This window comes from Desulfosediminicola ganghwensis, assembly GCF_005116675.2.
Taxonomy (GTDB): domain Bacteria; phylum Desulfobacterota; class Desulfobulbia; order Desulfobulbales; family Desulfocapsaceae; genus Desulfopila; species Desulfopila ganghwensis.
On record NZ_CP050699.1, the window covers coordinates 1190475 to 1213458 of the forward strand.

The 22984-nt window shown below is 50.2% G+C and carries 13 protein-coding genes and 2 tRNA genes; 10 read left to right on the forward strand and 5 right to left on the reverse strand.

The features are described 5' to 3' along the window. Positions 1-155 precede the first annotated feature (155 nt). The 3 genes from FCL45_RS05130 (at position 156) to FCL45_RS05140 (ending at position 3315) form a co-directional block, all read left to right on the forward strand. Positions 156-1229: a TRAP transporter substrate-binding protein gene (locus FCL45_RS05130; RefSeq protein WP_136797084.1), complete on the forward strand. Its 1074-nt coding sequence runs from the start codon at positions 156-158 to the stop codon at positions 1227-1229. 161 nt (positions 1230-1390) lie between these two features. Next, complete coding sequence (locus tag FCL45_RS05135) at positions 1391-1981, forward strand: TRAP transporter small permease subunit (protein ID WP_217907674.1); 591 nt, start codon at positions 1391-1393, stop codon at positions 1979-1981. After that, positions 1981-3315, forward strand: coding sequence for a TRAP transporter large permease (locus tag FCL45_RS05140; protein ID WP_136797083.1), 1335 nt, complete (start codon positions 1981-1983; stop codon positions 3313-3315). The genes FCL45_RS05135 and FCL45_RS05140 overlap by 1 nt, the downstream gene beginning before the upstream one ends. Positions 3316-3391: 76 nt before the next feature. Here the strand turns inward: FCL45_RS05140 and rocF are convergent, their stop codons facing one another. Beyond that, positions 3392-4285: an arginase gene (gene rocF / locus FCL45_RS05145; protein ID WP_136797082.1), complete on the reverse strand. Its 894-nt coding sequence runs from the start codon at positions 4283-4285 to the stop codon at positions 3392-3394. A gap of 144 nt (positions 4286-4429) precedes the next feature. Next, positions 4430-5521, reverse strand: a complete 1092-nt coding sequence (locus tag FCL45_RS05150) for a putative NPN-dependent ornithine cyclodeaminase (protein ID WP_136797081.1) — start codon at positions 5519-5521, stop codon at positions 4430-4432. Between the two features lie 357 nt (positions 5522-5878). Between FCL45_RS05150 and FCL45_RS05155 the strand changes: the two genes are divergently transcribed. Then, entirely contained in the window at positions 5879-8059 is a 2181-nt protein-coding gene (locus FCL45_RS05155) for an alpha/beta fold hydrolase (RefSeq protein ID WP_136797080.1), read from the forward strand. Here FCL45_RS05155 and FCL45_RS05160 read toward each other — a convergent pair. Continuing rightward, positions 8047-9840, reverse strand: a complete 1794-nt coding sequence (locus FCL45_RS05160; RefSeq protein ID WP_136797079.1) for an AMP-dependent synthetase/ligase — start codon at positions 9838-9840, stop codon at positions 8047-8049. The two genes, FCL45_RS05155 and FCL45_RS05160, sit on opposite strands and share 13 nt — an antisense overlap. 358 nt (positions 9841-10198) lie before the next feature. Between FCL45_RS05160 and FCL45_RS05165 the strand changes: the two genes are divergently transcribed. The 4 genes from FCL45_RS05165 to FCL45_RS05180 all read left to right on the forward strand — a co-directional run bounded on the left by FCL45_RS05165 (position 10199) and on the right by FCL45_RS05180 (position 12947). Beyond that, positions 10199-11365 carry an aminotransferase class V-fold PLP-dependent enzyme gene (locus FCL45_RS05165; protein WP_167495749.1) on the forward strand — a complete coding sequence of 389 codons (1167 nt, stop codon included), beginning with the start codon at positions 10199-10201 and terminating at the stop codon, positions 11363-11365. A gap of 170 nt (positions 11366-11535) precedes the next feature. Further along, positions 11536-12399: a hypothetical protein gene (locus FCL45_RS05170; protein ID WP_136797077.1), complete on the forward strand. Its 864-nt coding sequence runs from the start codon at positions 11536-11538 to the stop codon at positions 12397-12399. A 340-nt stretch (positions 12400-12739) separates the two neighbouring features. Next, positions 12740-12815, forward strand: a tRNA-Asn gene (locus FCL45_RS05175). A gap of 54 nt (positions 12816-12869) precedes the next feature. Continuing rightward, a tRNA-Pro gene (locus FCL45_RS05180) sits at positions 12870-12947 on the forward strand. Between the two features lie 821 nt (positions 12948-13768). On the opposite strand, the gene FCL45_RS05185 is transcribed toward FCL45_RS05180, so the two are convergent. Both FCL45_RS05185 and FCL45_RS05190 read right to left on the reverse strand, forming a co-directional pair. Then, positions 13769-14071 (reverse strand): hypothetical protein, encoded by a 303-nt coding sequence (locus FCL45_RS05185; RefSeq protein WP_136797076.1) that lies wholly within the window; start codon positions 14069-14071, stop codon positions 13769-13771. Between the two features lie 207 nt (positions 14072-14278). After that, positions 14279-14839 (reverse strand): 3'-5' exonuclease, encoded by a 561-nt coding sequence (locus tag FCL45_RS05190; protein ID WP_136797075.1) that lies wholly within the window; start codon positions 14837-14839, stop codon positions 14279-14281. Positions 14840-15402: 563 nt separating this feature from the next. Here FCL45_RS05190 and FCL45_RS05195 point away from each other — a divergent pair. Then, positions 15403-18240: a DEAD/DEAH box helicase gene (locus FCL45_RS05195; protein WP_136797074.1), complete on the forward strand. Its 2838-nt coding sequence runs from the start codon at positions 15403-15405 to the stop codon at positions 18238-18240. After that, positions 18240-22973, forward strand: coding sequence for a class I SAM-dependent DNA methyltransferase (locus FCL45_RS05200; RefSeq protein ID WP_136797073.1), 4734 nt, complete (start codon positions 18240-18242; stop codon positions 22971-22973). The genes FCL45_RS05195 and FCL45_RS05200 overlap by 1 nt, the downstream gene beginning before the upstream one ends. Positions 22974-22984: the final 11 nt, after the last annotated feature.

Sequence of the window (22984 nt, forward strand, 5' to 3'; positions counted from 1 at the left end):
GGCGAATATTGTCTCAAAATCATGCGTGTCAGCTTTTGTCTTCAAAAGTTGCAGCGAAACCTGCTGTACATGGTTTGGTTCAATGTTCGTGGGAAATTCGGGATAGGATTAGGCTAGGAGGGACAGATACGTCGTAATACAGCACAGGAGAGAAGATGAAACGCTTTACAAAAGTAGCGGTAGTGGCTGCAGTGTGCCTGCTCGCAGCCTCCCCGGCAATGGCAGCAAAGAAGATTCGCTGGAAATTGGCGACCACTTGGTCATCAACCCTGACACCTTTGGCATCGGTTGCTCCACAAGTAGCTGAGATGGTCAAGGAAATGAGCGGCGGTAACTTTGAGATCCGTGTAGAAGGTTCAGAAAAACATAAAGCTCCTCTGGGAATTCTCGACATGGTTAAGGGCGGCCAGTACGAAATCGGCCACTCTGCAGCGTACTATTGGAAGGGCAAGGACATCACTTCCGTTTTCTTTACAACTGTACCTTTCGGTATGACCGCAGCTGAGCAGCAGTCCTGGCTGTACTATGACAAGGGGATGGAGCTGCAGCAGAAAACCTTTGATAAATTCGATGTGCTCTCGTATCCAGGCGGCAACACCGGTGTTCAGATGGGTGGCTGGTTCCGTAAGGAAATCAATTCTCTTGAAGACCTGAAAGGCCTGAAAATGCGTATCCCGGGTCTGGCTGGTGAAGTTTTTGCCAAGCTTGGCGTTAACGTAACCAACATTGCTCCCGGAGAACTTTACACCTCTCTTGATCGTGGCACCATCGATGCCCTTGAGTGGGTTGGTCCCGGTATGGATATCAAGATGGGTTTCCACAAGGTCGCCCCGTATTACTATACTGGCTGGCATGAGCCTGCCTCCGATATGCAGTTCCTGATCAACAAGCGTGCCTACGATAAACTGCCTCCTGAATATCAGGCGATCCTGATAACAGCTATCAAGGCAGCCAATGCAGACATGTACTATGAAAACTTCAACGCTTCTGCCAAAGCCTGGGCCCAGATGAAGGCAGAGTATCCGAACATTAAGGTAAAGACTTTCCCAGAGGAAGTTCTGAAGGCGATGAAGAAAGCGACTGACGAGGTTATGACCGGTTATGCCGCTGGCAATGCGGACTTCAAGGAAGTCTATGATTCCCAGCAGGGTTATATGAAAATGGCACGTGAGTGGACTAAAATGTCTGATTATTACTATATCCAGACAAGTGAAATGGTTGAAGAGTAAATCTGATATTTGCTGATCCAGGAGTAAGGTGCAAATCTTTATTCCCGTATCAGAAATACGGTTACTCAGCATTTCCGGTTTGAAGTGCCGGTAGTTGCAGTGCTTTTAGCCGCCCCTCTTCCGCTGCCGGAGGATGGGCGGTTTTGTTATGATGGTGTTGTATGTCGGAGAGCGAAAAGGATACCGGCAAACGCCAATCTCAATGGAGCTTCATCATGTTGGTCAGGGTCGAGCAATTTTACAAGCGGATAAACCGGGTCGCCGGGCGGGTACTGGCGGTTGTTCTGGTGCTGATGACGGTCAACGTCTTTTTCGATGTCATCATGCGTTACTTTTTTCACAACAGTTCTGTGGGAATGCAGGAGATGGAGTGGCATCTCTTCTCCATCGTCATTCTTTTCGGTGTTTCTGTTTCTCTGTTGGAAGAGGAACATGTCCGGGTGGATTTTCTTTACGACAGGTTCAAACCTACCACCAGGGCCTTGATCAATATCTATGGCACCATTTTTCTGCTTTTGCCGTTGGCTATGCTGATCTTTTTCGGTTCATTCGGCTTCGTCCGTGATGCCTGGGAGATCGGCGAAATCTCCGAAGATCCGGGCGGGTTGAAATATCGATGGCTTATCAAGGGAATGATCCCGATGGCCTTTGGCTATCTGATTTTTTCTTCGGTGGGGTATTTGGTGAAAAACATCAATCTCTACCGGGTATTTCGGGAGAATGCGTCCGGTTCAGCTGGGGAGGTGAAGTAATGGTTGGTATTGTCATGTTCGCAGCGGCATTGATGATGCTGGTTGTCGGCTATCCGGTGGCGTTTACCTTCGGTTCTGTGGCGATTTTTTTCGGTATTTTCGCAGCGATTGTCGAACTGGTCCCTGATCTGAGCGTGATCTATGTGGCGGAAGAGTTTCTGCAGATGTTTTCCATGATGCCCTTTCGTATTTATACCATCATGAACAACACCATCCTGATGGCGGTGCCGCTCTTTATCTTCATGGGCATTATCCTGCAGAAGTCGGACCTTGCAGAACGTCTGCTGGAAGCGATGGGTACCCTGTTTGGTAAAATTCGTGGTGGTGTTGCGGTGAGCACCGTACTGGTGGGAACGCTCCTGGCAGCTTCCACCGGTGTTGTTGGCGCCTCCGTCGTGGCAATGGGCGTTATTTCCCTGCCGGTTATGCTCAAGTACGGTTATTCCAAGCGTCTTGCCACCGGCACTATCTGTGCTTCAGGAACCTTAGGGCAGATTATCCCGCCTTCGATTGTACTGATCATTCTTGGCGACGTCTTTCAGCAGCCTGTGGGAGATCTGTTTCAGGCAGCTGTGAAGCCGGGCCTTATTCTGGTGGGTTGTTACATAATCTATATTCTCTGCATATCTTTTCTGGACAAGAGTGTCGCTCCGCCACTGCCACCGCGGGAAGGAACCAGATCGGCCAATATCGGTAAGGCGCTGAAGGCCATAGTTCCCCCCCTCACTCTTATAGTGATGGTGCTCGGTTCGATCTTTGCCGGTATCGCCACTCCGACGGAGTCCGCCGCAGTGGGTAGTATAGGTGCTATGACGCTGGCGGCGCTGTATCGTAAACTTTCCCTGAAAGTTGTCGAGCAATCGGCACTTGAGACAGTCAAGATCACGGCCATGGTGTTTGCTATCCTGATTGGCGCGACAGCCTTTTCCATGGTTTTTGTCTATTCAGGAGCAGATTATATAGTTGAAGATGCGCTGACCAGTCTTCCCGGCCAGAAATGGACCTTCCTGATTCTGTCGATGCTGGCGATTATGTTGCTCGGTTTTTTCATCGACTTCATCGAGATCAGTTATATCGTGGTGCCGATTCTGTTGCCCATATCAGCTGTGATCGGCCTCGATCCACTCTGGTTTGCTATCCTGATCGCCATGAATCTGCAAACCTCTTTTCTAACGCCGCCTTTTGGTTTTTCACTCTTTTACCTGAAGGGGGTCTGCCCCCCCGAGGTGCGAACCACCGATATTTACAGGGGAGTGATACCCTTTATCATTATTCAGGTAATGGTGTTGCTCTCCATCGTTGTCTTTCCGGCTTTTTACGGTTTTAACGTTTGATAGCTGATTAAAAGAGAAAACAGAAAAGGCGTCTGCTTGCAGTTGAGCAGACGCCTTTTCTGTTTCCGGCAGACGGCTAGATAATTGATTTGCCAAAGAGTGAAGCTACCAGTGAGACTGCCATCTCGGCGGAGCGGTTACTGATATCGAGAATCGGGTTAATCTCCATCATGTCCAGGGAAATGAGTTTATTTGAGTCGGCGATAGTCTCCATAATGAGCTGGCCTTCCCGGTAGGTAAGGCCGCCAAGGGAAGGAGTGCCGACCCCCGGCACCTCGATGGGGTCCATCGAGTCCATGTCGAAGCTGACATGGATTTTTGGCAGATGTGAGAGGGTGTCCAGCGCTTTGAGCAGGATAGTGTGCATGCCGAGCTCATCAATATCGCGCATGGTGAAAATGGTGCAACCCGATTTTTTCATCAGCCTCTTTTCCGGCGGATCGAGATCGCGAACACCGATAATCACCACATGCTCAGGGGCAATTTTGGCACCGGGCCGTCCCAGGTTGACGAGTTGTTCCGGGCCTTGACCAAGGAGCACAGCTAAAGACATTCCATGCACATTCTTGCTTTCAGAGGTGTCTGGTGTATGGAAATCACCGTGGGCATCAATCCAGATTATGCCCACAGCCTCGTTATGCGTTATACCGCCTATGGTGCCTATGGAGGCAGAATGATCACCACCCAGAAAAATTGGGATCTCGCCATTTTGCACCGCCTCTCTGCCAAGCTTATAGGCTGATTCGCAGGCTATCCGAATCGGTTCAATGCGATCCTGCAGCCCGGTTGTTTTAAGGCTGTAGTGGCCTGGAATGACGATGTCGCCGCTGTCGGTTATGCTGTGGCCAAGTTCCTGCAAGGTGTGAGTCAGCCCCGCATAGCGGATGGCGCTCGGCCCCATATCGACTCCACGCTGGCGTTGGCCCAGATCCATTGGCACGCCGATAATACGAACCTTTCTGCCTTTCATCCGGTTCACCCCACAGGAGATGTTTTTTTTTCTTTCTGTTCGTTCCTCTTTCTTCTAACTGTCAAAGTCAGATAAGGATCTTTTCATTGCAATTCTGATAGCCATCAGATCGCCCTGGCTGTGGCTCATTGGGGTTTCCTGTCACTAACATTCCTGAAGATGGTTCCAGAGATTGACAATGAAATCCTGTACATTGGTCAAGATTGCCTTGGCCTGGGCAGAACCGCGGTTGGCAAGCTTGTCGGCGCTGAACTCTGACATGTCGACAATATAAAAGTAGACCGGGCGGATGGTGCCATCGTCCTGAATCTTGTAACTCGGGGTCATATTGCCGAACGCGATGGAGTGCAGCTGGGTGGCCATGGTGATTACCGTGGTGGCGCGGCGGGCGTGCTTGCGCATACTATCCTGGGCGTCGTAGACGTTGCCGATTACCTCGGGCATGGGGCCGTCATCCCTGATGGAGCCGGCCAGGATGTATGGTACGTTCTGTTTTTCACATGCGTACATGATACCATCCTTGATCTCCATATCTTCCAGCGCCTGTTTGATGGACCCGGCCTTGCGAACATCATTGAGAATATCGAGATGGTTGTAATGCCCGAGGGGTTGCAGCGCCTGGCTGTAGATATTCTGGCCGAGACCGGTGCCGAAATGCGCTGCCTCAATGTCGTGGGTGGCAAGTGCATTTCCGGCCAACAGAGCGTGGCAGAAACCGTTTTCAATCAGCCCCTGCATGGCGTCGCGGCTGTCCTTGTCGAAGGCGACAGCCGGTCCCAGCACCCAGACGATATGGCCATGGTCCCGGTCATGTTTCAATATCTCGTAGAGGCTGTCGTAAGAGTGGGAAAATGGGGTCTCTCTGGTGCCGCGCGATCTGAATGTGAACTTGTCTTCGCTCTCTTTTTTCTCGCTGAAGCACTTGTCGTGGACATAGATGCCTTCTTCGCCATTTTCGGTTCTGCCTGTGACAACCATATCTCCATGCTGCAGGCGTCTTGCCTCAACTACCTCGAACTCCCCATCTTTGAAGACCAGTACCGCATCCATCCGCCCTTCAGGAGCAAGTTTCCACTCACCGCTCTCAATTTTGATATATTCCGGAAAATTGGATGTGGCATGGTAGTTGGCTGGAGCGATGCCGCTTGCGGGTGCTGGTCGCATCTGGGCTGCAGGTGCATCCATGAAATGCGATTGGCTGAAATCGGGGGTGTTGTAGAAGAGAGTAAGTGCCATTGATCACCTCGTGAGCTGAAAGTGCAGTGAGCGACGTCCTGTGGACGTCTGGGTTCAATACCATGAGTATACTCGTAAATATAGAAAAATACATGGTTAAAGACAGGTCGGCCCGGGGCTGTAACGTTCTGTTCCGGCCCTGCAATTGGCGGCGCTGCTTCCCTCATTTTCCCTGGTATTCGCCCGTGGTGCAAGTCGGCGGCTCCCCAGTCGACAAAATATTTCAAAAGACCACCCCACCATTTAGCCACCCTGCTTGACCAGTAGAAATAAGATGACATATAGTTATGTGATGACACAATTTTTCCGGTGGATTGTTTATATATCTGTAGGCTTAAGTGTGCGGGGGCTTCGTGTATGAATCGATCCGCGTATCTGACCACTGGCCTTGCCATTAAAGCACTCTCCAACCTGACCAAGGCTGATGTTGCCCTGCACGATATCGAGCATATTCCCGATGCGCCGACTATCTTCGTGATTAATCATTTCACCCGGCTTGAGACCGTTCTGCTCCCATATCATATTTATAAGCTCACCAATCTTCCTGTATGGTCTCTCGCTCACTCCGGTTTGTTTCAAGGTGGCCTTCGCACCTTCCTTGATATGGTGGGCGCCGTTTCCACCGACGATCCCAAGCGCGACGAGTTGATCGTTCGCAGCCTCCTTACCGGAGAAGCACATTGGATAATTTTCCCCGAAGGCAGCATGCTCAAGACCAAGCAGATAACCCACGGCGGCAAGTACATGCTCACCTCGGCCACAGGAGTGCGTAAGCCGCATACCGGAGCTGCCGCCCTGGCTCTTCGCAGTGAACTGTTCCGGCAGTTTCTCTGGCAGAAAGCAGAGGATAAAGAAGATGACTCAATGGAGTTGCTGAATTTTTTCAACCTTGAGTCGATTCATCAGGTACGTAAGGCAACCACCCATATTGTACCGGTGAATGTCACCTATTACCCGATACGGGCCAGGGAGAACCTTCTCTCAAGTCTGGCCTCCAAGATGGTGCGTGATATTTCGGAACGGACGGTAGAAGAGATCATGACCGAAGGCACTATGCTGCTGTCCGGTGTGGATATCGATGTGCGCTTCGGCAAGGCGATCGCTATTTCTGAATATCTTGGTAATGGCAGGATCAAACGCGAGCTCGCAAAAGAAAAAATCGACGGGTTCCTGCTTTCACCTGAGCTGAAGAGTCGAATGCGTGAACTTTCAGAAAAGATCATGCAGCGATATATGGGGGATATTTATTCACTGACGACGGTGAATCACGAGCATCTTTTCGCTTCAGTCCTGAGGCGTTATCCCCAGGCAAAAATTACGGAACTTGAGCTGAGGCAGCGGGTTTTCCTGATGGCCAACCGGGTAGGTGAGATGAAGAACTGCGAAAAATGTCTGCACAGTACTTTGCAGGGCAGCCAGTCTCACCTGTTGACTGATGACAGGTACTCAAGTTACGAAAATTTTCTGAAGCTGGCCGTAGATAAAGGGGTTCTGGTCCGTGATGGGGATATGCTGTACCAGGACAGAACCCGCCTAACCACCCCGATCAGTTTTCACCGTGGCCGGATAGACAACCCCATAGAGGTGATGGCCAACGAACTGGAGCCGCTTGAGTGGTTGAGCGGGCCTCTCAATTATCATGCTCTGCAGCCGGCATCGATGCTCCGCTTCAACATCGCCCGCTACCTCCTGGCCCGTGATCGCCGGAGGTTTGAGGAGGATTACCATGCGTACGGGTACGGGGATGACCTGGAGCGCAAGAGTTTCGGTAAGCCGTTTCTGCTGCCAAGTTGGCGCGGCTGGCGGCGTAAGCTCGGAGTAGTGTTGATTCACAGCTATATGTCGTCACCGGAAGAGATGCGAAGTCTTGGCAATCACCTCCGGCGAGAAGGTCTGTGGGTATATGTTGTGCGGCTACCCGGCCATGGAACCTCGTCCCGTGATCTGGCGATACGCTCCTGCGATGAGTGGACAGAGGCAGTAGAGGACGCCTATGTACTGATGAGCACGATCTGTGAAAAAGTGGTCTTTTGCGGCATCTCACTTGGTGCGGGGCTGGCCCTTGATGTCGCAGGCAGGGCGCCGGCGGCAGCCGGTGTGGTGGCAATCTGCCCACCCTTGAAGCTCAGTGATTATTCCACCAATTTCATGCCCGCGATCGACGTATGGAACAGAATGGTCACCAGGGTCCGAGGCACCAGTACCGATCCCTATTTTGAATTTGTGGCCGATAATCCGCATATCGCGTACCGACGTAACCCTTTTACGGGAATACGGGAAGTGGGCAGGTTCCTGGTCAAGATGGAAGATATCCTGCGGGCGGTGCGGGTGCCTTCATTCGTTCTTCATACAGAGCAGGACCCGGTGGTCAGCAAGAAGGCGGGCAGAAACGTCTATAAAAAGTTGCGGGTTGAAAATAAGCAGTTCACTGTCTTTAACCTGAAACGCCATATTATCATCAACGGTGAAGGGGCGGATCTGGTGCACCGGAATATTAGTGATTTTATAAATCAGCTCAGTCGGCCTCAGTCCCCGTAGATCGTATCGATTTCATCCTGCAGGTGGTTCATGATGCTTTTGCGTTTCAACTTCATGGTGGGAGTTAACAGCCCGCTCTGCACTGTCCATGGCTCAAGCGAGAGAACCGCATGTTTGATAAAGGTGGGGCCCGGCAGTCCATGGAGCAATTTCTCAACCCGCGAAAGGATAACCTTCTGCACAATCTCCTGATTCAAGGCCGAGGCGTCGTGGGCAACTCCAATCTCTTTAGCGAGTATTTCCCACCGATCCCTGGCGAGGACAGCCAGGAGCACCAGATAGGGTTTGCCTTCACCGATAATCATTGTCTGTTCAAAAAGCGGATCAAGGGAGATTGCCTGTTCGACATCGCCGGGTGAGACCTTCAGGCCATTGCTGAGCACGATGATATCCTTCAATCGCCCGGTGATATAGATATGTTCATCAATGATTTTCACCTTGTCACCGGTGTGAATCCAGCCCTCAGTGTCAATAGTCTCTGCGGTAGCTTCCGGTCTGTTCCAGTAACCGAGCATAACAGATGGTCCGCGGGCCAGCAGTTCATCGTGTTCTCCGATTTTCACCTCGAAGCCGGGGATTGGGCGGCCGACGCTGGCGGGAATGTTATGGGCGGGTGTGTTGACGCTGATAACCGGGCTGGTTTCGGTTAAGCCGTACCCTTGATAGATGGGCAGGCCGAGACCGATAAACACCTTGGCGATATCGGCTGAAAGAGGCGCACCGCCACTTATGATGACCCTGAGCCTGCCACCGAGCCTGGTGCGCACCTTTTTTGCTACCAATAGGTCGGTCAGCGGTTGCAGTAACTGGCCCGGACACCACTTGGCCCGGTTCTGGCTGATTTCGAATTTATGCCAGCCGAGACGTACCGCAGTCTCAAAAAGCTTCCTGATTACAGGTGGTTTTGCCTCCAAGTCATGCTGTATTTTGCTGTAGATCTTTTCGAATATCCGGGGCACGGATACCAGCACGGTGGGTTTTATGTGGCGTATATCTTCGGCAAGATCTGGGATAGAGCGGGCAAATGCCACGCTGGAACCAGACATCATCGGCATATAATAGCCGGCGCATCTTTCCAGCATATGGGAGAGAGGTAGAAAGGAGAGAAAGATGTCGGAAGGATAGCAGTCGATGCACTGCAGGCCGGTATAGGCGTTATTGATGATATTGTTATGGCTGAGCATAACTCCCTTGGGCCGGCCGGTGGTGCCTGAGGTGTAGACAATTGTTGCTGTGTCTTCCGGGGATACCGATAACTCGGGGATGTCTTCCGCCTTCTCTGGTAGCCAGTCTGAAATGCAGGCTATACGAGGGTCGTCTTTTACCTGGTGACAGAAATCAATGGTAATTATTCGTTTCAGGCTCTCAATCTGGTTGAACACCGGAGAGAGATGATCCCAGCAGGTCGATCCCGGACATAGAAAGAGCCTGGCCCCGGTGTCTTTCATGATATAGCCGATGTTTTCGGGTCGATCATTGACATAGAGCGGAACCACGATCAACCCCAGCGACTGGGCTGCGATATCGAAATAGACCCACTCCGGGCAGTTCGGCAGCATCAGCGCGATTCTCTCTCCGGGTGCCAACTGTTCACCGGCCAGGGCTGCGCGCCATTGCGTTACGTGCTGGTATGCTTCCTGCCACTTCAGGGTGTGCCATTGACCGCTGATTGTGTTGCAGTAGCGGTAGGCTTTACCATGGGGAGTGCGCTGCACGCGCTCTTTGAACAGATCATAGAGGGTGGGGGCTTCCCGGGGAGATATGAGGTCAGTGTGTGTCATTGCATCGTGCTCCTTGTGCGTTCAGATCGTGAAGATAGCTCTTGTCGACTGCAAAGCACCTGCGGATGATCCTGATTCAAGCTGTATATTTTCAGTATATGTCAACTGGGAAGAAATGGATAAAAAAACGTTTAGAGCCAGACGATTGCATTCCTCGAGAGAAGGTTTGCGTGGATCTTTATCGGTTGTGTGGTTTTCTTGTATAATATCTGACCACAAGCTCTATAAAATGGGCAGGGATGTGGGACTAGTAATTGTGATAAGATATCCTGTGGCACGTGTCGGCAGAGAGTCTGGAGAAAGTCATGGTTTTAGGTAAAGTTTTTCAAATATGAGATCAGGGGAAGGGCAGAACCATATGATAGATAAATGTACCGAATTGTTTTCAAGTGATACTGACAAGGTATTTCTGGGGCACTGTGCCATATCCCCGCTCTTTGCAGGAGCACGGGACGTGATGCAGAGTTATGCAAAGGAGATGGCAGCAGGTGGCGTAACCGCGCTTCACCAGTTTCTCGATTATATTCCCAGGCTGCACAACAGCGCCGGGGCAATGATGAAAACAGGCGGCGAGAATATCTCCTTTGTCCAGAATACTGCTACAGCTTTATCCATGATTGCGGGCGGCTACCCATTTGAGCCGGGTGATCAGATTATCAGCTACGTCCACGAATATCCGAGCAACCATTACCCCTGGCTGATCCAGCAGAGCCGGGGTGTGGAACTGGTGTTGTTGCCGGATGTGGGGGAAACCGGGGGTAACGGCACTTTACTCGGCTGGTCAATGGGAGATCTCGAAAAACTGGTGACCAGCAGAACCAGGGTTATTGCCATCAGCCATGTACAGTTTGCCAGTGGTTTTGCTGCCGACCTGGTTGAGCTGGGAGCGTTTTGTAAGGAGCGGGATATCGATCTGGTGGTCGATTGCGCCCAGAGTTTTGGCTGTCTGCCGGTCTACCCCGAAGAATGTAATATCGCTGCCATCGCCACCTCGGGCTGGAAGTGGCTGATGGGCCCTTTTGGCGCGGGCCTGATGTACACCTCGCCAGAGTTTCGTGCCAAGTTACGTATCACCATGGGTGGTCCGTCGATGATGGAGCAGGGGCTCGATTATCTTGATCTGAGTTGGCAACCTCACAAGGATGGCAGGATGTTCGAATTCTCAGCCTCGCCCTTTGATCATATGGCGGCGCTGGCGGAAGTAATGGAGAATGTTTTTGCCAGAAACTCCATGGAGCAGGTGCGTGACGAGGTGTTTCGCCTGCAGGACCTTTTTGTGGCAGAGTTGTTGTCTCTGGGCGTTACCGGGAGGGAAGCGAAAGTGCTGATGCCGACTCAAAAGCATCGATCGGGTATCGTGCCGATCCAGGTTGCAGCAGACCCGCAGGCCGTCATGGCCAAGTTGCAGAGCGAGGGGGTGACGTTCACCGGGCCTACAGGCGTTCTGCGCCTGGCACCTCATTTTTATATGAGTGATGCGCAGATCGTAAAAGCGGCTCATGTTTTCAAAAACGTTGTCGGCTGAGGGGCGAAATGTACGGAAGACTCCATATAATAGAGAATTGGAGTTGCAGGGTAGAGAGAAAATAGAGCGTGTGATACGGTTATAGTTTGTTATGACATTGTCCGGTTCAGGCCATTCATCCGTTAAAATTACTTGTGATAACGAATTCAGACGCACAACAGGAGGCGCATGTGAAACTCAGACACCTGGTTGTATGTATTTCATTATTGGCTCTGGCTGTGACTGCAGACGCTAAAGACAAGAACCCTTTTCTCCAGAACCTGCCGTTTGAAAGCGGTAAAATTCAGTACGCAATATCGGGAATGGAAGAGGGCACCGAGATTCTGTACGTTCGCGGCTACGGTGAACAGACGGCTACGTATCGCCAAACCATAACCAGTATGATGGGGATGAAGGTCGAGAACAAGACCCTTGAAATCACAGACCCGGAGTGGGTTTACAGTTACGATCTGAATGAAGAGAGCGGGGTGAAGAGTGTCAACCCCATCAGGCTCATGGTGGAGGAGTACGAGAAGCTGAGCGGAGCAGAACAAAACACGGTGCAGCAGAACTCAGAGCGGTTTGGCATGAGCGTCGTCAATGGTCTGGGCGGCAGTGTCGAGCAGTTCGCGGCGCGTATTCTCGGCTATGATTGTGACAAATCAAGCGCCATGGGGGTCACGGTATACTCCATACGCGGCTCGTCATTGCCTCTCAAGACCGAGTCAGACCTGATGGGCATGAAGATGGACATGGTGGCAACCTCGCTTGACAAGGGAAGGGTGGATGGCAAATATTTTAAACATCCGGCCGGGATTGAGGCCATCTACGATAAAGAATCGGAAATGATGGCGAGACATATGGCCCAGCAGACCATCGCCTGGTTGAAAGATCCATACGGTTCATCTTCACCACAGATGAGAATGATGCAGTCTGGTCCGACACAGCACGCCGGTGGTCGTATGCACCATGTGGCCGAGGACGAACAACCGTCTATGGATGAGGCCATGAAGCTCCTCAAGGGCATGTTTGGCGATCAGCCGCAGCCAGAGTGAAACTATCTTCTTGGAATTGCTGGAGGCTTTGTGAATTCAGGTGTTCGGCCCTATACTTTGGCCTGATCTGTGCTACAATATTTAGTGCACGATCTATGAAGATACAGTGGTTCGGATTGAAGGTTTATGCTGACGGTGACCGCAGCAGAAAAGGGCGTCAGCAGGAAAAACGCAAAAGAGTTTGAAGGTCGGTCGTTGAAATTCCGTGAGTTTTGCTGATTTGGCGAGAAAGTAGAAAAAAAGGGTGAAAAAGTCGTTGACACTACCCCCCCATTCGTCTATATTCTCGCCTCATCCGGTTGCGACGGGCAAAACGAATTGTCGCTGGCGGATAGTTTAATCCTCGGTAGCTCAGTTGGTAGAGCAGGTGGCTGTTAACCACCCTGTCGGCGGTTCGAGTCCGTCCCGGGGAGCCAACAAATACCTAGCCCGGTTGATTGTTTGAGATCGGGCTGTTTTTTTGATAGAGTCGGGGCGTAGCGCAGCCTGGTTAGCGCGCCTGCCTTGGGAGCAGGAGGCCGTAGGTTCGAATCCTACCGCCCCGACCATCGATTTCAAGCACTTACGGCAATATGCTGTAAGTGCTTTTTTCGTTTTTGCAGACTTTTTGCAAACAAATGGTGGTCTATTTAAAGTGACTTCCAGGTCTTAAACGAAAAGTTCAAATCCTCTGGAATCTAGCATATAAAACATTGGGCTTCAGCTAATTGGCTGAAGCCCAATGTTCATTTCTTGTGTATTCTTCACGCGCTATAGGTTTCGAACCATATTTCCAACAGTGTTGAGGCTCTCGTAAAAGAAAAACCGGAGTTTCATGATTCAACTGATCGAGGAGGGGACGGGCATTGGTTATCCCTTGGTAAAAAAATCCCTTAGCTACAAGTTTTGTGATTGCTGAGAAGCGGTTTGTAATGCTTACGTCAATTTTGTAGCTGGTCTTGGCACTTCTACTCGCTGCCGGGGGCGCCTTCACTGAAAGTGATGTTCTTTTCCTCTGTAAGTCTCCAAATTTTGAAAATGTTTTTTCACCACCCCTTCCTGGATCAGAGAATCTTTTTGGGTTCTTTACGGAGCCTGACCGGATGTGGCTGGTGTAGTGGGGGGCCTTGGTGGAGTCTCTGGCAATTGACAACTCCCTCGCCGGTGTAACGCCTTTCTGAAGGTGTTGAGAATATCGTCCCAGTCCCACAAGTATCGAGCCAGGGGCTTTTGCTCTTCGGTGGGGCGCCCTGCGCTTGTTTTGCTCAATGTCTTTCAGGGGCTAGATAGCCGCGATGTTGTAGCGGAACTTGACCGATTCGCCACCTTAACCCTGGTGGACGTCTTCGGTGATCCGGACATTGCTGAGGTGTTGAGGTCAGTTCAGGTACTACAGCTCCGACCAGTCGTTCATCTCTTCCTCCGGTTCTAGCAGGATGTACTCTCTCAGTACCACCTCCTCAGCTTCGTGGTTCTGATACCCTGCCCTCAGCAACTGCTGAATCTCCCTATGCGCCCTTTCCGCCGCCTTTTGGGCGTCGTACCTGAGTCTCCCCGCCTCCTGCAGTGCCGCTGTCTCCTTCGGACGCCATTCCTTCCAGTGCCGAAGCGCCAGGTTCCGCAGTTGCGGTATCGTCTTGCCGTATGGAGCCCCCATCGCGGCCATCGCCTGCTGCATGTTCGTTATGGCCATATCCCCTCCCTTACTTTTATAGGCCGAGGTAGTTAACCTGTTCTTTGCTGAAAAACGTTCTGCTAATTTCGACAAGCGATTGCCAACACCTTCAATGCTAACCTACATCTTTTGAAGACGCTGCAGGCTAGCTAGAGTGCGTCTTCTATCATTGTTTTGTATCAGATTGATTTACACCGGTCACCATTAAGCACTTTAAATGTTCAGTTACAAAACAAAATCTCCCATCTGGTAAAGTTTGTGCACTAAGCGAGCCTCATGCATGGCATCATCAGCACCACGGTGAGCTTCGACATATGGTTCTCCTGGAAAAAAATGCGCCCATGCTTCTTCAAATTTTGGCCACTTGTATTTCCCATGACTAGGGTGGCGTGAGGGTAATCCGCAGATAGGTGTCGCTAGTTTCATAGGGCATTCCAACTCTTTCGGAATGGATATGCTCCTTGAAGACAAAAAATCAAAATCAAAATTTTTGTTATATGCGGTGACTCCTAACGGATAACTATTAAGAGTATTTTGGATAACTTCTAATAGGTCTTGGAGTAATGGAGCATTTAATACATCGTCAATGCGCATGTCGCTGTTTTGAAAAATCCATGCATTGAAGGGATTTGATCGAAAAGGCTCTTCTACACACAAACTGTCAAAAACTACTCGCCTTCCTCCAGTGTTGAGATCCAACTCAACAATCCCAACTTCGCAGATAGTTCCACCGTCATTCAAAAATCCTGTGGTTTCTATATCTACTACAGCGATTTGTTTGGACATATATTCGTTCCCTTATGATTTTGAATGTGCTGATTATTTGATGTGTTGTTAGCACGCTTGGCGACCGTAAAGTTCGCGCCCTTATCACTCATTTATTACTTGATTACTCAATAATCGTTGCGTGAACGATAATAGATGACATCCCTGGTGGCCAATTGCCTGATTGTCTTGGTCATAGGGAGACCTTAGTTGATTACCTCTTCACATCCATTAACTTGGCAATGATGTCTTCCGGGCGATGACGCTTCTTGGTCATGACCTGAGCCCTTATCAATATCAGGTTCAAGCTATATTTAACACTACAGCACATGAATCCCAAAAGTCTGACGGACTCATAGGGGGGATATTGTGCAAGCAGTTAAATAAATATAGAAAGCAATATCTTAATCGTCACGACTGCATTTGTGTAGTATTTTCGTGTTAGGCACAGCGATATAGTTCTCTGAAGTTACAGTACAATTCAATTGACTGCGGCGGTGGGAGTAGTAGGATAATCCCACGCAAAATGTATTGTTAGATGGGGTAATTAGAGCGCAAACGTCAACGGCAGGCTGCCTGAATATATGGAAAATCAAGTACATTATGCACCCGGAGCGCGGGTGGTTATAAGAGATGCCGAATGGCTGGTAAGAAAAGTCGACCGTACCTCGACGGGTGGTCAGGCGATTACTGTGGTGGGTATATCCGAGCTTGTAAAGGATAAGGAAGCTATTTTTTTGAGCCGTATTGATACAGATATCGAAATCCTTGATCCTGTCGATACCAAATTGGTGCAAGACACCTCCAGTGCCTACCAGGCTTCAATGCTCTATATGGAAAGCTTGTTGCGCCGTAAGGCACCTACCGATGCCAGTCTTTATGCAGGGCATAAAGCGGCTATGGATCTTGTTCCGTATCAGCTCGACCCTGCAATACAGGCGTTAAAGCAACCACGGCAACGTATTCTTATCGCAGATGCTGTTGGTCTTGGTAAGACGCTGGCCAGCGGGATTTTGATGAGCGAGCTGATTCGGCGCGGACGCGGCAAGCGTATCCTGGTGCTGGTGGTAAAGTCCATGCTCACCCAGTTCCAGAAGGAGATGTGGAGTCGCTTTACCATCCCACTGGTGCGTCTCGACTCTGTCGGTATTAATCGGGTACGCAATAGAATCCCGACCAACCACAACCCTTTCTACTATTACGACAAAGCCATTGTCTCTATTGATACCCTGAAACAGGATACCGAGTACAGAACTCACCTCGAAAATGCCTACTGGGATATCATTGTAATCGACGAAGCACACAATGTTGCTGAGCGTGGCAACGGCAAGTCGCAAAGGGCCAAGTTGGCCAATTTGCTTGCCGACAGGTCTGACACCCTTATCATGCTCTCGGCAACCCCCCATGACGGCAAGGCGAGAAGCTTCGCCAGCCTCATGAACATGCTTGACCCCACCGCAATTGCCAACCCGGAAGATTACGGGCCTGAAGACATTAAAGGGCTCTATATCCGGCGCTTTAAAAAGGACATTCAGGACCAGGTACAAAACGCCTTCAAGCCCCGTGAGATCAGCAAAGCCTACTGCCAGGCCTCACCTCTTGAAGAGCAGGCATTTGATGTGTTTGCCCGGCTCAAGTTCGCAAGACTCGATCAGCGCAAAGGGGCTGGGCAACTTTTTAAGACCACTCTTGAAAAAGCGCTGCTCTCGTCTCCTGCAGCTTGCCTGCAAACCATCAATAACAGGCTCAAGCGGCTTGAAAACGATTCAGGTAGAGAAGCATATAAGGATATTGAGAGCCTCACCGAGCTTGCCGAACAGGTTGAGGCTATAACTCCCGATCAGTTTGCCAAATACCAGAAGCTAGTTGCCGTCATCAAAGACAAGAAAAAAGGCTTTGGCTGGAGCGGCAAAAAGAAAGATGATCGCCTGGTTATTTTCACAGAGCGAATTGAGACTCTTCGTTTTCTCGAGGCAAACCTTACGGGGGAATTGGGGCTAAAAGAAGATCAGGTCGAGATTCTCCACGGCTCAATGGCCGACATCGAACAACAGCGCATCGTGGAGGATTTCGGCAAGGAAGAGGCAAAAGTCCGGTTGCTGATCGCGTCCGATGTTGCCTCCGAAGGTATCAACCTGCATTATCTCAGCCACAGGCTCATCCATTTCGATATCCCTTGGTCGCTCATGGTGTTCCAGCAGCGTAACGGCCGTGTGGACCGTTATGGCCAGGAAAAGGCTCCCCAGATTCTCTACCTCGTCAACCAGAGTGAAAACCCGAAGATCAAGGGCGATATGCGTATACTTGAGCTTCTTATCACCAAGGATGAGGAAGCGGTGAAAAATATCGGTGATCCTTCCGCCTTGATGGGGGTCTATGATATCGATGCAGAAGAGAAGATCACCGCAGATGCCATGGAGCGAGGCCTGAGTGAAAACGAGTTCGGACAGGAGCTGGAAGCTGATGATCCGCTCTCGTTATTTTTTGAAGATGCAGATAAACAGGATGAACAGAACGACAGCGCGGTGGATGCAATTCGTTCTATGTCGAGTCTTTACCAGAACGATTACCACTACCTGAAAAGCGCAGTTAACTACCTGCGGGAGAAAGATAAGCTGCAAATCAGCTTTGATGACGACAATCAGGAAATCGAACTTTTTGCCGGGGAGGATCTGAAACGCAGACTCAAATATGTTCTGCCGCGCGAGGTATGGCCTGAGAAAGATAATTTTATTCTTTCTGCACAAACAAACACAATTCAAAACGAAATCAAGCGCAGCCGAAAAGACGAAAACGCCTGGCCGAATGTCCACTATCTCTGGGAGCAGAATCCGCTGGTCGAGTGGATTAACGACAAGGTCGTGGCAGGATTCGGCAGGCATGAAGCTCCCGTACTGACTCTTCCAGGTAGGCTGGCTGCCGGAGAGGTCGTGGTACTGCTCTCAGCACTGATCCCCAACCGTAAGGGACAACCGCTGCTGCATTACTGGCTGGGGGTGAACTTTAATCAGGGTATTTTTCAAGAGATTGAGCGGCTTGCACCGCTTCTGGCCCGCACGGGTTTTGGCACCAGAGAATTTCCCAATCCGGATCAGGAGGTGGATCTCGATAATCTCAAAAGGTTGCTTCCTGAAGCTGTCAAACAGACAAAAGCCTTTATGACCACTGAACGGGCAAGCTTTGAGGAAGATATCAATACTAAACTGCAAACACACCTCGACGCACTGGAGAAGCTGAAAGGCAAACAATACCGCCAGCTGGACCTCTTTTTCGAAGAAAAACGTCAGCTCAGCAAAAAAGAAGAGAAAAAACGCGAGATCGATCGCAAGTTCGACGAATTTATGCGCTGGGTGGAAGACAGCATGACCACTGAGGATAACCCGTTTATCCAGGTTATTGCCGTACTGAAGGGAGATTCCTGATGACTATCGATATTACTGGTATCAGCAACGAAAACGAGTTCTATACCCATCACTATCTCTCGGCAATTTTAGAGAATGACCTGAAATCGGTCTTTGCAGGGTGGAAGCAAAGAGAAGAGGAAGAAGCGATTAAGCAGCCCTACAAACAGCTGCAGTCTCTTCGTCAGCCCTATTTTTCCATGCGCGCCAGCCTGGCGAAGGTAAAAAGAACCGCAGACAGGCTTACCGTGCAGCGCGAGTTTATAGCAGCTTTGCTGGATGCTTTGGGCTATCGGTTTGAGCCGCAGTTTGCCGATACCGAAAACGGTGCCATTCTGCCGTTGATAGGCGGGGTAAAAAGAGCGGATGGTTCTCCCGAGCTATGGATTGTCGAGGCTGTGGATATTCACGGTGAAGAACTTGACCCGTTTGAGCTTTCTTTTTTCCCTGAGCAGTATCCGGCCACAACAGAAGACAAAGATCGGATCGAAGACCTTCTTGAAGAAGTGATTACCAAAGTAATCTTCAGTCGAAGCGAACCGCCTCGCTGGGTGATTCTGATAAGCTCTAGCCAGCTCCTGCTGCTGGATCGAACCAAATGGCATGAGAAGCGCATCCTGCGTTTTGACTTCCGCGAAATTCTTGATCGCAAGGAACCCTCCACCCTTCAGGCAATGGCTGCCCTGCTGCATCGTGAGTCAATTTGCCCGCAGGACGGTACGCCGCTGCTCGACACCCTTGATGAAAACTCCCATAAGCATGCCTTCGCAGTTTCTGAAGATCTGAAATATTCGCTGCGTGAGGCTATCGAGTTGCTGGGCAATGAAGCGCTCTGGTACTTAAAAGAAACAAGAAAGGAAAAAGTTTTCGGGCTCGATCGTGCCAACCAGCTCAGCCGTGAATGTCTGCGCTATATGTACCGCATGCTTTTTCTCTTTTATATCGAGGCACGGCCTGAGCTTGGCTATCTGCCGACAGAGTCGGAGGAATACCGTAAAGGCTACAGCCTCGAGTCGCTGCGCGATCTCGAGATGGTACCGCTTACTACCGAGGAATCACGTAACGGCTATTACCTTTATGAGTCGATCGCAACACTCTTCAAGCTGCTCTACGATGGCTTTCAGCCCAAGCAGCTTGATATGTATGCTGATTCCATCCACCATACCTTTCGGATGGCCCCACTCAGATCGCATCTTTTCGATCCGGCCCAGACGAAGATCCTGAATAAGGTCAAATTCCGCAACCATGTTTGGCAGAGAATCATCGAGCTGATGTCGCTCTCCCGTCCCAAGAAAGGCAAAAAAAATAGACGCGGCCGCATTTCCTATTCCCAGCTTGGCATCAACCAGCTGGGTGCAGTCTATGAAGCGCTGCTCTCCTATCAGGGGTTCTTTGCCGAGACCGATCTCTATGAGGTGAAAAAGGCGGGTGATACTCACGATGTACTTGCCACCGCCTATTTCGTACAGGCGGAGGATTTGGAGCAATACACGGAGGATGAGCGGGTCTTCAATAAGGACGGTAGCCTGATGGTCTACTCCAAAGGCACCTTCATCTACCGACTTGCCGGGCGAGACCGGGAAAAATCCGCTTCCTACTACACCCCAGAGGTGCTCACCCAATGTCTGGTGAAATATGCCTTAAAGGAGCTGCTCAAAGATAAAACCGCAGACGGTATCTTACAGATCACCGTCTGCGAGCCCGCCATGGGCAGTGCGGCGTTTTTAAACGAGACGGTCAACCAGCTTTCCCGCGCCTATCTCGATCTTAAGCAAAAAGAACTCGGCACCACCATCCCCCATGAGGAGTACCCGCAGGAACTTCAGAAGGTGAAGATGTATATCGCCGACAATAATGTCTATGGCGTTGATCTGAACCCTGTGGCGGTGGAGCTGGCGGAAGTCTCCCTTTGGCTCAATACTATTTACAAAGGGGCTTATGTGCCCTGGTTTGGTACCCAGCTGGTCTGTGGTAATTCTCTGGTGGGCGCGCGACGGCAGGTCTATAGCTCAAACCTGCTGAAAAAACGACAGCGTGGCGACAATCTCTGGGTCGATGAAGTCCCCGAGCGGGTAATGCCGGGTGAGGAACGCCAGCCTGACACAGTCTACCATTTCCTGCTGCCGGATAAATCCATGGCCAACTATACCGATAAGGTGGTCAAACAGCTGGCAGGAGAGCAGATAAAAGCAATCAATGAATGGCGCAAGGAGTTTACCGAGCCGTTCCAGCAGTATGAAATCGACCAGCTGGAAAAACTCTCGGCAGAAGTAGATAAGCTCTATAAACGCCATGTACAGATGCAGCGGGATATCTGCCGCCGCACCACCGATCCGCTTAAAGTCTATGGCCAGAATGAGATCGATTCTGAGCTGCGATTAACCACCACCGAAGCAAAGGACCGGATTTATAATCAGGAGGTGCTTGCCAAAGATGTACGCAACTCCAGCCCCTATCGTCGGTTGAAACTGGTGATGGATTATTGGTGTGCGCTGTGGTTTTGGCCTATCGAAAAGGCGGATCTGTTGCCGAGCCGTGCCGAGTTTATGTTTGATATGAGCCTACTGCTTGAAGGGAATCTATTTGAGGCTGAGCAGACCGATGCTGGTGGGCAGATGCGGCTTTATCCGGATACCAGACCGAAACAGATGTCTATTAATCTGGTGGACGAGCTGGGTTATGTGAATGTGGATAAGCTGTGCCGGGAGAATGACAGGCTGGGATTGGTGCAGGAGCTGGCTGGGCGATATCGGTTTCATCATTGGGAGCTGCATTTTGCTTCGATGTTTGCTGATCGGGGTGGCTTTGATCTTATTCTGGGGAATCCACCGTGGTTAAAGGTGGAGTGGAATGAAGGTGGGGTGATGGGTGACAAGGATCCGCTTTCAGTATTGCGGAAACTGTCTGCCTCGAAAATGGCGGAAAAGCGGCAGGAGGTTATAGGGAAATATGGTTTGCTCAGTGGATATCTTGCTGGCTATGAAGAGTCATCGGCTACCCAGAATTTTCTGAATGGTTTTCAGAACTATCCACAATTGAAACGAATGCAGACCAATTTGTATAAATGTTTTCTACCACAGGCATGGGCAATTGGCGCAGGAAGAGGTGTGGCTGGATTTCTTCATCCAGAAGGGATTTATGATGATCCGAAAGGAGGAAGTTTTCGACAGGAGGTATACCAGAGACTTCGGTATCACTTTCAGTTCCAGAATGAACTAAGTCTTTTTGCAGAGGTGGACCATCATGCGAAATTTAGCGTGAACATCTTTACCAACACAGCAGATGAAGACAACCTTACTCTTGATGTCTCATTTGCTCATCTTGCCAATCTGTATATTCCCTCAACTGTAGACGCCTGTTTTGACTATCAAAGCCAAGCACCGGTTCCTGGCATAAAAGATAATGAAAATAAATGGAATATTGCAGGGCATCGTGAGCGGATCATTCATTGCTCAGAACAAGAGCTGGAACTTTTTGCTAAACTTTATGACTCTGAGGGAACACAAGCTCTACAGGCTCGTCTTCCTGCCGTGCACTCAAACCAGATTGTTGAGGTTTTGAGAAAGTTTGCTGCTCAACCAAAAAGATTAGGAGATCTGCAGGGGGGGTATTACTCAACTGAAATGTGGCATGAAACGAATGCCCAAAAAGACGGTACGATCAGTCGACATACTAGCTTTCCGGAGGATGCCACACAGTGGATTCTGTCTGGGCCACATTTTTTTGTCGGGAACCCGTTCAATAAAACGCCAAGGGCTGAATGCACACAGAACTCTCATTACGATATTTTAGATTTAACAACGTTACCCGATGATTATCTGCCAAGAACCAATTATGTGCCTGATTGTGATGCAGCTGAGTATCGAAGGCGGACGCATAAATTTCAAAAATCAGAGCTCCCTGTAACTGATTTTTATCGGCTTTGTTGCAGAAGGCAACTTAGTCAGTCGGGCGAGCGCACATTAATTTCATCTATATTTCCTAAAAAAACAGCACATATTCACCCCGTTATATCGTTAACTTTCAAGGATGAGAATGTGCTGGTTGAGTATGCAGTCTTGTGCTACTCACTGGTGTTCGACTTTTTTATCAAGACTACAGGTCGCAGTGATCTTTATGAATCAACTTTGCGACTGATGCCGTTATTACAAGAGTCATCAAGCTCTTTAGTGGTAAGGGGGCTTGGTCTTTCTTGTTTGAATTCACATTACGAAGAGCTTTGGCAAAATTCTTGGAGGGCCGGATACAAATCCGACTGTTGGGCTAAAAACGACCCTCGCCTCCCCAACGCCTTTTTCACCGACCTCACCCCTACCTGGAACCGCAACTGCGCCTTGCGCACGGACTACGCACGTCGCCAAGCCCTCGTCGAGATCGATGTCCTCACCGCTATGGCTTTGGACCTCACCCTCGACGAACTCAAAACCATCTACCGCGTCCAGTTCCCGGTAATGCGCCAATACGAATCCGACACCTGGTACGACCGCAACGGCCGCATAGTCTTCACCTGTTCCAAAGGCCTCCCCGGCGTAGGTTACCCCCGCAACAAAACTAAAACAGAACCCATAGGCTGGAATGATATAAAAGACATGCAATCCGGCACCGTTGAACGCACCATCATCGACGACACCCAACCCGGCGGCCCGAAAGAACGCACCATCGTCTACGAGGCCCCGTTTGACCGTTGTGACCGCGAAAAAGATTATGAGATTGTTTGGGCATCATTTGTAAAAAGATTAAAAACCTCCAAATAGTATTGAAATGA

Coding starts and splice junctions, on each gene's coding strand:
- FCL45_RS05185 (WP_136797076.1), bottom strand. CDS start 14,071: ATGGCCATAACGAACATGCAGCAGGCGATGGCCGCGATGGGGGCTCCA.
- FCL45_RS05200 (WP_136797073.1), top strand. CDS start 18,240: ATGACTATCGATATTACTGGTATCAGCAACGAAAACGAGTTCTATACC.
- FCL45_RS05190 (WP_136797075.1), bottom strand. CDS start 14,839: ATGTCCAAACAAATCGCTGTAGTAGATATAGAAACCACAGGATTTTTG.
- FCL45_RS05135 (WP_217907674.1), top strand. CDS start 1,391: ATGTCGGAGAGCGAAAAGGATACCGGCAAACGCCAATCTCAATGGAGC.
- FCL45_RS05140 (WP_136797083.1), top strand. CDS start 1,981: ATGGTTGGTATTGTCATGTTCGCAGCGGCATTGATGATGCTGGTTGTC.
- FCL45_RS05160 (WP_136797079.1), bottom strand. CDS start 9,840: ATGACACACACTGACCTCATATCTCCCCGGGAAGCCCCCACCCTCTAT.
- FCL45_RS05130 (WP_136797084.1), top strand. CDS start 156: ATGAAACGCTTTACAAAAGTAGCGGTAGTGGCTGCAGTGTGCCTGCTC.
- FCL45_RS05150 (WP_136797081.1), bottom strand. CDS start 5,521: ATGGCACTTACTCTCTTCTACAACACCCCCGATTTCAGCCAATCGCAT.
- FCL45_RS05165 (WP_167495749.1), top strand. CDS start 10,199: ATGATAGATAAATGTACCGAATTGTTTTCAAGTGATACTGACAAGGTA.
- FCL45_RS05155 (WP_136797080.1), top strand. CDS start 5,879: ATGAATCGATCCGCGTATCTGACCACTGGCCTTGCCATTAAAGCACTC.
- FCL45_RS05195 (WP_136797074.1), top strand. CDS start 15,403: ATGGAAAATCAAGTACATTATGCACCCGGAGCGCGGGTGGTTATAAGA.
- rocF (WP_136797082.1), bottom strand. CDS start 4,285: ATGAAAGGCAGAAAGGTTCGTATTATCGGCGTGCCAATGGATCTGGGC.